The 9,309-nt window shown below is 63.8% G+C and carries 9 protein-coding genes; 4 read left to right on the forward strand and 5 right to left on the reverse strand.

What is annotated here, in order from left to right:
• Positions 1–259 (reverse strand): type II toxin-antitoxin system RelE/ParE family toxin (locus QZT63_RS19325; protein WP_290653596.1); only part of this gene is annotated, 259 nt, incomplete at its 3' end.
• A gap of 143 nt (positions 260–402) precedes the next feature.
• Positions 403–660: a type II toxin-antitoxin system ParD family antitoxin gene (locus QZT63_RS19330; protein WP_290653598.1), complete on the reverse strand. Its 258-nt coding sequence runs from the start codon at positions 658–660 to the stop codon at positions 403–405.
• Between the two features lie 321 nt (positions 661–981).
• On the opposite strand from QZT63_RS19330, the gene QZT63_RS19335 reads away from it, so the two are divergent.
• A complete protein-coding gene (locus QZT63_RS19335; protein WP_290653600.1) occupies positions 982–2,010 on the forward strand; it encodes a transposase in 1,029 nt (342 codons plus the stop codon).
• A 432-nt stretch (positions 2,011–2,442) separates the two neighbouring features.
• Here the strand turns inward: QZT63_RS19335 and katG are convergent, their stop codons facing one another.
• Entirely contained in the window at positions 2,443–4,620 is a 2,178-nt protein-coding gene (gene katG / locus QZT63_RS19340; RefSeq protein WP_290653602.1) for a catalase/peroxidase HPI, read from the reverse strand.
• 130 nt (positions 4,621–4,750) lie between these two features.
• On the opposite strand from katG, the gene QZT63_RS19345 reads away from it, so the two are divergent.
• On the forward strand, positions 4,751–5,713 hold the full coding sequence (locus QZT63_RS19345) for a hydrogen peroxide-inducible genes activator (protein WP_290653604.1): 963 nt from the start codon (positions 4,751–4,753) through the stop codon (positions 5,711–5,713).
• Positions 5,714–6,065: 352 nt separating this feature from the next.
• Here the strand turns inward: QZT63_RS19345 and QZT63_RS19350 are convergent, their stop codons facing one another.
• A complete protein-coding gene (locus QZT63_RS19350) occupies positions 6,066–6,260 on the reverse strand; it encodes a hypothetical protein (RefSeq protein ID WP_290653606.1) in 195 nt (64 codons plus the stop codon).
• A gap of 306 nt (positions 6,261–6,566) precedes the next feature.
• On the opposite strand from QZT63_RS19350, the gene QZT63_RS19355 reads away from it, so the two are divergent.
• On the forward strand, positions 6,567–7,979 hold the full coding sequence (locus QZT63_RS19355) for an ethanolamine ammonia-lyase subunit EutB (RefSeq protein ID WP_290653608.1): 1,413 nt from the start codon (positions 6,567–6,569) through the stop codon (positions 7,977–7,979).
• Entirely contained in the window at positions 7,979–8,734 is a 756-nt protein-coding gene (eutC, locus tag QZT63_RS19360) for an ethanolamine ammonia-lyase subunit EutC (protein ID WP_290653610.1), read from the forward strand. Before QZT63_RS19355 ends, eutC begins: the two co-directional genes overlap by 1 nt.
• On the opposite strand, the gene QZT63_RS19365 is transcribed toward eutC, so the two are convergent.
• Positions 8,685–9,309, reverse strand: a 625-nt coding sequence (locus QZT63_RS19365) for a sulfite exporter TauE/SafE family protein (protein ID WP_290653612.1), incomplete at its 5' end; no start/stop codon positions are given. The two genes, eutC and QZT63_RS19365, sit on opposite strands and share 50 nt — an antisense overlap.

A 9,309-nucleotide genomic window follows, 5' to 3' on the forward strand; every position in this document is an offset into this window, starting at 1 on the left:
GGAGTCTCCCCGGGACACCCATACAACGGTGCAGTCTCCCCGGAGTCTCCCCACGGAGTCTCCCCGGGGGCGGAGTCTCCCCGGGACGCCCACCCATACAACGGGGTCTCATGGGTCTCATCGGGACATCGATGTCGCGCGATCCATGCAGGACGCGCACTAACTCGATGCCATCGGAGTTGTCCCGATAGAAGAGCACGTCGCGTTCGAACGGAAAGCTCTTGATGTCTGCGGCCAGCTCCGGGCGCTGGCGGCCCATGTCGCGGAACTCGGCCAGCCGCTCGGCAATAACAGCAAGCCGGTCAAGGAACCGGTCGGCTTCTCCGGACTATCCTCGGCGATGAACAGCCAAGTCTCTAGCAGGTCCTGGTCGGCCTCCGGCGATATCCGCACGTGTGCCATCTAGCGCTGCGTCTGTGCCCCACGCCCCCGGGCCTTGATGGTGTCCACATCGAGCGCTCGGCCTTCGCCCCGCCCCAGTGACGCCCGGCCGGCCTGGATATCGTTACGCAGGGCTTGGAGCTTGGCCTCTTGCATGGCGTCGTGCTCCTCCAACAGACGCAGCGCTTCACGCACGACTTCGCTGACCGAGCTGTACATGCCAGTGTTGACCTTCTGCTTAACGAAGGCTTCGAGCTCTGGGGTCAGGGATACGTTCATCGGTGGCACCTCCCGTGGCGATTGTTTCATTATGACGATTTTTGCTAACAACTGCTATTCCACGGTGGAGGTTCCTGGCCCGTCCTTGCGTACCTCTTCGCTACCAGCGTGACCGGGGCACCCATCTTATTTCTGTATCCAGGAGTCTCACCGGGAGGAGTCTGACCAGGAGTGGCACCGGGAGGCACCGATAGCACCCACGCAAATCTCACTGAGACGCAAATCTCACTGAAATCTCACTGAGACACCCACACAACATATTGACTGCTCTCCAAGCCTGTGTAAAATATTAGTAGTTATAAATACAGCCTCGGAGCGCGTATGACCCAAGCCAGACGGACCCTGGTCAGCCTCAGCGACACACCCTACTACCACTGCCTTGGCCGCTGCGTGCGCCGCGCCTACCTCTGCGGCCAGGACTTCGCCACTGGCCGGGACTACGAACACCGCAAGCACTGGGCCGTCGAGCGCCTGCGCACCCTCGGCGAGGTCTTCACCATCGATGTGGCCGCCTACGCGGTAATGAGCAACCATTACCATGTGATTGTACGCATTGACGCCGAGCGCGCCGCCGAACTCACCGATGCCGAGGTCATGGCCCGCTGGAATCGGTTGTTCTCACTGCCGCTGCTGGTGGAACGCTATCGCACGGGTGAGACAGCCGCGGCAAGCGAGACGGAAGCGGCGCAGGCGATGATTGCCGATTACCGCCGTCGGCTGTGTGATCTGTCCTGGTTCATGCGCTGTTTGAACGAGCATATCGCGCGCCGGGCCAACGCCGAGGACGGTTGCGCGGGCCGATTCTGGGAGGGGCGATTCAAAAGCCAAGCGCTGCTCGATGAACGTGCCCTGCTCACCTGCATGAGCTATGTGGACTTGAATCCCGTTCGTGCAGGCATCGCCCGCACGCCGGAGGCGTCGGATTTTACCTCCATCCAGCAGCGTATTCGGGCTATGCAATCCAGTGAGGGCGGCAAGACCAAACGGGACGAGAAAGACAGGGACACGCCACCTGTGTCCCTCATGGCCTTCAAAGAGGCCAAGCGCCACGACAGCCCTAATGAGCTGCCGTTCTCGCTCAAAGACTATATGGAACTCGTGGACTGGACTGTCCGGGCGGCGCTCACCGGCAAGCGCGGGGCGATCGCCGAAGACTGCCCGCCCCTCTTGAAGCGTCTGGGCATTGATGAACACGAATTTCTCGCCACTATGACCCCGGCAGGTAACCGCTTCGGCAAGGCCATGGGGGCCGTGGACAAGCTCCGAGAAGCAGCACAACGCATCAAGCAACGCTCCATCCGCGGCATGGGCCAGGCTCGACGGCTCTTCCCACCCGCGCAAGCCATTTAGGCCTAATCACGTCTAACCCATACCGACCCATGGCCCCCGGCTAGTATTCGCACACGCCGGTGGCGCCCAAAAAACGGCCCGACGTGCCTGTGCAAGCTCAGCGCGGCCGAAACTGAAGCTCTTTGCCTGGAAGAACAAACGAACAAGCCCGCGCTGCGACTGCCCCTCTCAATCGAGTGGGTGTCCTCACCTAACTCAATCGAGTGGGTGTCCTCAGCTAACTCAGCTAATCGTCTTCCTCGTGGCGAGCGACTTCCTGTGGGTGTCACTCCCTGTGGGGGCATCACTCCCTGTGGGGGCACTCCCTGTGGGTGTCCTCAGAGAGAGAGGTTGGGCTGGGACCGGATTGGGCCAGGGGGTCGAGGAATGGTGACAGGCCAGGCTGGTGCCCCGCGGAAGACCCGCGAGGCACCAGCACGAGCTGACGGCGAATCAGGCGAGATCGAAGCGATCCGCGTTCATCATGTTATTCCATGCCGCCACGAAGTCATGCACGAACTTCTCCTGTGCATCATCCTGGGCATAGACCTCGGCGTAGGAGCGCAGGATCGAGTTCGAGCCGAACACCAGATCCACCCGGGTCGCGGTCCACCTGACCTCGTCGGTCTTGCGGTCACGGATTTCATAGGCGTTGTCGCTGGTCGGATGCCAGCTGTAGGCCATATCCGTGAGATTGACGAAGAAGTCGTTGGTCAACTGTCCGGGCCGATCCGTGAACACTCCGTGACGGGTGCCACCGTGGTTCGTGTCCAGCGCCCGCATGCCACCGACGAGTACGGTCATTTCCGGTGCCGTAAGGCCCATCAGCTGGGTCCGGTCGAGCATCATCTCCTCGGGCGCCACCGCATAGTCCTTCTTGACCCAGTTGCGATAGCCGTCGGCCAGTGGCTCGAGGAACTCGAACGACTCGGCGTCGGTCATTTCGTCGGTCGCATCGCCGCGCCCCGGCGAGAACGGCACGGTGATGTTGTGCCCGGCAGCCCTGGCGGCCTGCTCGATGCCAACATTGCCGGCCAGGACGAGGACATCGGCGACGCTGGCGCCGGTGTCCGCGGCAATGCCCTCGAGGACACCCAGCACCTTCGCCAGACGCTGCGGTTCGTTACCGGCCCAGTCTTTCTGCGGGGCCAGACGAATGCGGGCGCCGTTGGCACCCCCGCGCTTGTCGGAGCCGCGGAACGTGCGGGCGCTGTCCCAGGCGGTGGCAACCATCTCGCTGACAGGCAGACCGCTGTCGGCGATCTTCGCCTTGACCGCATCCACGTCATAGTCGCTGCGCCCTGCCGGTACCGGATCCTGCCAGATCAAGTCTTCCTGCGGCACTTCCGGACCGATGTAGCGCGACTTCGGCCCCATGTCGCGATGGGTCAGCTTGAACCACGCACGGGCGAAGGCATCCTCGAGCGCCGCCGGGTCGTTGTAGAAGCGCTCGGAGATCTTGCGGTACTCCGGATCCATCTTCATCGCCATGTCGGCGTCGGTCATGATCGGCTTCAGGCGGATCGACGGATCCTCGACATCGACCGGCTTGTCCTCCTCCTTGATGTCGACCGGCTCCCACTGCCAGGCACCGGCGGGGCTCTTCTTCAGCTCCCATTCGTATCCGAGCAGCAGACGGAAGTACCCGCTATCCCACTGCGTGGGATTCGTGGTCCAGGCTCCCTCGATACCGCTGGTGACGGTGTCACGGCCCACGCCGCGGGTGACCTTGTTGTTCCAGCCCAGGCCCTGCTCTTCCACATCGGCCGCTTCCGGTTCCGGGCCGAGGTTTGCGGCATCGCCGTTACCATGGCACTTGCCCACGGTGTGACCACCGGCGGTGAGCGCGACGGTCTCTTCATCCTTCATGGCCATGCGGCCGAACGTGATGCGCACGTCCTCCGCGGTCTTCAGTGGATCCGGGTTGCCGTCCACGCCCTCCGGGTTGACGTAGATCAGGCCCATCATGACAGCGGCCAGCGGGTTCTCCAGCGATTCGCGATCGTCGGAATAGCGGCTGTTCTCGCTGTCGCTCGGCGCCAGCCACTCCTTTTCCGAACCCCAGTAGGTGTCCTTCTCCGGATGCCAGATATCCTCGCGGCCGAATGAAAAACCGAAGGTCTTGAAGCCCATCGACTCGTAGGCCACGTTGCCGGCCAGGATGTACAGGTCGGCCCAGCTCAACTTGTTGCCATACTTCTTCTTGATCGGCCAGAGCAGGCGGCGCGCCTTGTCGAGGTTGGTGTTGTCCGGCCAGCTGTTGATCGGCGCGAAGCGCTGGTTGCCGGTAGCGGCACCACCACGGCCATCGGCAACGCGGTAGGAGCCCGCAGCGTGCCAGGCCATGCGGATCATCAGGCCGCCGTAGTGGCCCCAGTCTGCCGGCCACCAATACTGGCTGTCGGTCATCAGCGCGTGGAGATCCTTCTTGAGCGCATCGACATCAAGCTTCTTGACCTCCTCGTGGTAATTGAAGCTCTCCCCCATGGGATCGGTCTTGCGATCGTGCTGATGGAGGATGTCGAGATTCAGGTTGTTCGGCCACCACTCCGTAACCGAGCCGCCGGCCTCGGTATTGGCGCCGTGCATGACCGGGCATTTGCCCATTACCTCGGATTTCTTGACTGCCATTCGTGCTCACCTCGTCTGGATGGTTCGATCAGGCCGGTGGCCTCCACGGCTGCGCGGCCACGATCCACACTTGTACCAGACCTACATTATCAGATATATTCGCATTAATTGATTGCTCTGATAAGTAAATATGATGAATGATCCTTCGCTCCGCCAGCTCCGTTACTTCGAGGCCGTGGCACGGTACGGACACTTCGGCCAGGCGGCTGACGCCTGCGCGATCTCCCAGCCCGCGCTGTCGATGCAGATCAAGGCACTCGAGGAGACGCTGGGTGCTGCGGTGTTCGAGCGCAGCTCCCGGCAGGTGCGGCTGACACGCTTCGGCGAGGAGTTCGCGCTGCGTGTGCGCGAGATCCTGCGCGCAGTCGATGAGCTCGGCAACCTTGCGCGCGCCTCGCATGACCACCTGAGCGGCCCCCTTCGCCTCGGTGTGATCCCGACCATCGCCCCCTACATGCTGCCGGCGATCATCCGCGACGTGACCCGGTTCCGCCCCGAGCTCGACCTGCATGTTCGCGAAACCGTCACCGCCACGCTCATCCGTGAACTAACCGATGGCCGCATCGATGCAGCCATTGTCGCCCTGCCCGTATCCGAACCATCACTGACGGAAGTCGCGCTCTTCCAGGAGGAATTCCTCCTTGTCCGCCCCGTTGCCGACGCCGACCGCCCGATTCCGGACGCCGAAACCCTGCGCCACATGCGACTCCTGCTCCTTGAAGAGGGCCACTGCTTTCGCGAACAGGCACTCGCCTTCTGCAACCTGCGGGCCTCGCGTCCGCGCGAGATGCTCGAGGGCAGTTCGCTGTCAACGCTCGTGCAGATGGTGGGCGCGGGTATCGGTGTCACACTCATCCCGGAAATGGCCGTACCGGTCGAGACGCGGTCGACGGCCGTCGCGGTCAGCCGTTTCGGCGCACCGCAGCCCTCGCGGACCATCGGCATGATCTGGCGCCGGACCAACCCGCTGGCCAGCAAGTTCGAACAGATTGCGCAGGTCGTGCGGGCATGCTCGACAGCAGAAACCCACCGTGACCCTACCCGCGCGGCCGAACCGTCCGATGATTCACTGCATTCACGCTCCGCCACCTGAGCGCCATGAAAAGGCCCGACGAAACAACGGCAAGAGGGTATGCACTCTCACCGGCAGTCTGTCCTAGTCTCACTAGTCTCACCGGAGGAGTCTCACCGGGACACCCAGGAACCCACCTCGCCAGGAACCCACCCTCGACACACCACGGTCGGGAGTTCTTTCCCCGGCGAGCACGCGCCGGTACCCTCTGGCGAACAATGAACGAGCAAAAAGGAGGGTGCAGCTTCGCTACGAGACGGGGCTCACCGGCCAAGACCACGTTAGCCAACAGGCCTGGGGTCAGGCGAGCCTTCCCCAAGGCGCTGCTGCCGAATCCACTGTAGAGCGCACCGACCGCGGCAAGCCCCGGCGCCTACCCGATGCCGCAGCGGAGGCGCTGATCGCGATCAAGAAGCAGCACCCGGCTGTGAAGCAGCGCCGGGGCTTGGGGCGCGATTCTGTGACGAATCCGCTCCTCGTTGAAGTTCGCCCGCAGGTCCTCCAGCACTCCGATGGGATAGGCTTGCAGAGCCGAGAGAATCACTTTATCGAACCCTGCCAGGCGCATGAGCCCTCAACGATCGTCGCCACAACGGACGTTGCGCGGAAGCGCTGACAGGCCTTTAAGGACGCTACGCTGCGCCCGCGGAACCTACGAGTTGAACTTGCCACCATTGGGTGCCGCGCACAGCACGCCCATAACGAAGCTGGGGTCGGCGCTCTACACTTAGCGGGAGGGCTCCCGAATAGCATACGGTGCTAGCAACGTTGGGAGGATGCGCGTCAGTGCGGCTGACACCCCTGCACAAGACGGTAGCTGGCACGTCTTGCTCATGCCCCTACTCAAGTCGGACCGATATAGGACGATGGACTGATGACTGTTTACCGCATCACCCTGGGTGGTCATCGCCACATTTTCGAAGGCCTGCCAGAGCTACTCGCCAAGGCGACCCCCGAACGCTCGGGGGATCAGCTCGCCGGCGTCGCCGCCACGTCGATGCAGGAGCGGGTCGCAGCGCGGGCGGCGCTGGCGGACACCCCGCTGTCGCGCTTCCTGGAAGAGCCGGTGATCCCCTATGAAGAGGATGAGGTCACGCGGCTGATCATCGACAGCCACGACCGCGAGGCATTCGCCCCGGTCGCGCACATGACCGTGGGAGAATTCCGCGACTGGCTCCTGCGCTATGAGGTGAACGGTGGCACGCTCGCCAGCCTGGCCCCCGGCATCACCCCGGAGATGGCCGCCGCCGTGTCGAAGCTCATGCGCAATCAGGACCTCATCCTGGTGGCCAGCAAGATCCGCGTGGAGACGCGCTTCCGCAACACCATCGGCGCTGCGGGCACGCTGGGAGTGCGGCTGCAGCCCAACCACCCCACCGATGACGCGAAGGGCATTGCCGCCTCCATTCTCGACGGCCTGCTGCACGGTGCCGGTGACGCCACTGTCGGCATCAACCCGGCCACAGACAGCGTCCAAGCCTACGTGGAGCTGACCCAGCTCATGGACGAACTGCGCCAGGCCTACGCCATTCCCATGCAGTCCTGCGTGCTGGCCCACGTCACCACGGCGCTGGACGCCATCAACCAGGGCGCTCCCGTGGACCTCATCTTTCAGTCCATCGCCGGAACGCAGGCCGCCAACAGCGCATTCGGTATCGATCTCGCGCTGCTACGGGAAGCCCATCAAGCGGGTCTCGCCCTGGGCCGGGGCACCGTCGGCGAAAATTTGATGTACTTCGAGACCGGTCAAGGCAGCGCGTTGTCTGCAGACGCCCATCACGGTCTTGATCAGCAGACCTGCGAGGCCCGCGCCCACGGCGTGGCGCGCGCGTTTGATCCCCTGCTGGTAAACACCGTGGTGGGCTTCATCGGCCCGGAGTACCTCTATGATGGCAAACAGATCATCCGCGCCGGGCTGGAGGACCACTTCTGCGGCAAGCTGCTGGGCATCCCCATGGGCTGCGACGTCTGCTACACCAACCACGCCGAAGCAGACCAGGACGACATGGACGTGCTGCTGACCCTGCTCGGCACCGCCGGCTGCAACTTCATCATGGGCGTTCCAGGCGCAGACGACATCATGCTGAGCTACCAGAGCACTTCATTTCACGACGCCAACTACGTGCGCCAGCTGCTCGGCAAGACGCCCGCACCGGAGTTCAACGCCTGGCTGCATGCCATGAACATCATTGACGAGCGCAACCACCTGGTGCGCCCGGACACCAGCCAGCCGCTGCTCACCCACGCGCAATCGCTCACCCACTCGGCCCCGGAGGACCCGGCCTAATGACCCAACTTGACCTCCCCGCCGCCTACCGCCGCCTGCGCGGGCTCACCGACGCACGCGTGGCCCTGGATACTACCGGCAGCAGCCTGGCGACCAGCGAACTGCTGGCCTTTCAGTACGACTGGGCTCAGGCCCGGGATGCCGTGCACTTCGCCGTGGATTTCCCGACCCTGGCGCAGCAGATGAGCACGGCCGGCTTCGACTCGGTACACGTCGCCAGCGCCGCTTCTTCCCGCCCCGTTTACCTGCGCCGGCCGGATCTCGGGCGCCGCCTCTCGGATGACGGCGCTGCGCAGCTCGCCCCGCTGGAGGGCAGCGCGCCGGACGTCTGCCTGGTGGTGGCCGACGGCCTTTCTGGCCTGGCAGTGGCGGAGCATTCAGTGGAACTCGTGCGTGCATTCAGCCAGCGCGCCGAACGCCAAGGCTGGCGCCTGTCGCCGGTGATTCTCGCGGAACAGGGGCGGGTGGCGATTGGTGATCCCATCGGCAGCGCCCTCTCCGCCCGTCTCACGGTGATGATCATCGGTGAACGACCCGGACTGTCCGCCGCCGACAGCCTCGGCGCCTACATCACCTATGCACCCAGGCCCGGCCGCACCGACGCGGAGCGCAACTGCATCTCCAACATCCGCCCCGGCGGTCAGTCGCCCGAAGCCGCAGCGGACACCATGACGTATCTCATCCGCCACGCCATGGTGCAGCAACTCACCGGCATCGGCCTGAAGGATCAAAGCCATACGCTGATCGACCCGTAAACCACCAACGCCAGGGCGGGTACTGGTGACAGCCGCGAAAATTGCCCCTTGGCGCCTGGAGGAAACGGCGCGGGGACTGGCGGACACCCCGGAGGTAGTCAGCCTGTACATAATGAATGACATGATGAAACCAACCGCGCCCGGCACCGAAATGATGGTACCAGTGGCGGCAGCCGTTACCGATGGAACGGCGAATCGGGTAACCCAGGGCGTCCAGCGTGGGCACGCTCAAGGTTCCCCCGCCAATTCCCATCATGGTCGACACACTGCCGATGAACGCACCAATGCCGTGCCGAAGCGCACCGCGCGGGGGCGTGCCCGTTATCCTGGGCGGACCACCGGTGCGCGCCATGTTGATCGCTACCAGCACGGCCATGATGCCGAACACCGCAGTGAGCAATCGCCCGGAGACCATCGCGCTTAGTGCTACGCCCAGCAATACGCCAGCGAGCAGGGAGAGGCCCAGGTCTCGCAGCAACCCGGTATCCACCGTGCCCGCATGGTCATGACTGCGGGCAGAACGCAGCGAAGTGGGCACGATGATCGCCAGGGACGTGCCCACCGCCAGGTGCATA

Source organism: Aquisalimonas sp., from assembly GCF_007120195.1.
Taxonomy (GTDB): domain Bacteria; phylum Pseudomonadota; class Gammaproteobacteria; order Nitrococcales; family Aquisalimonadaceae; genus Aquisalimonas.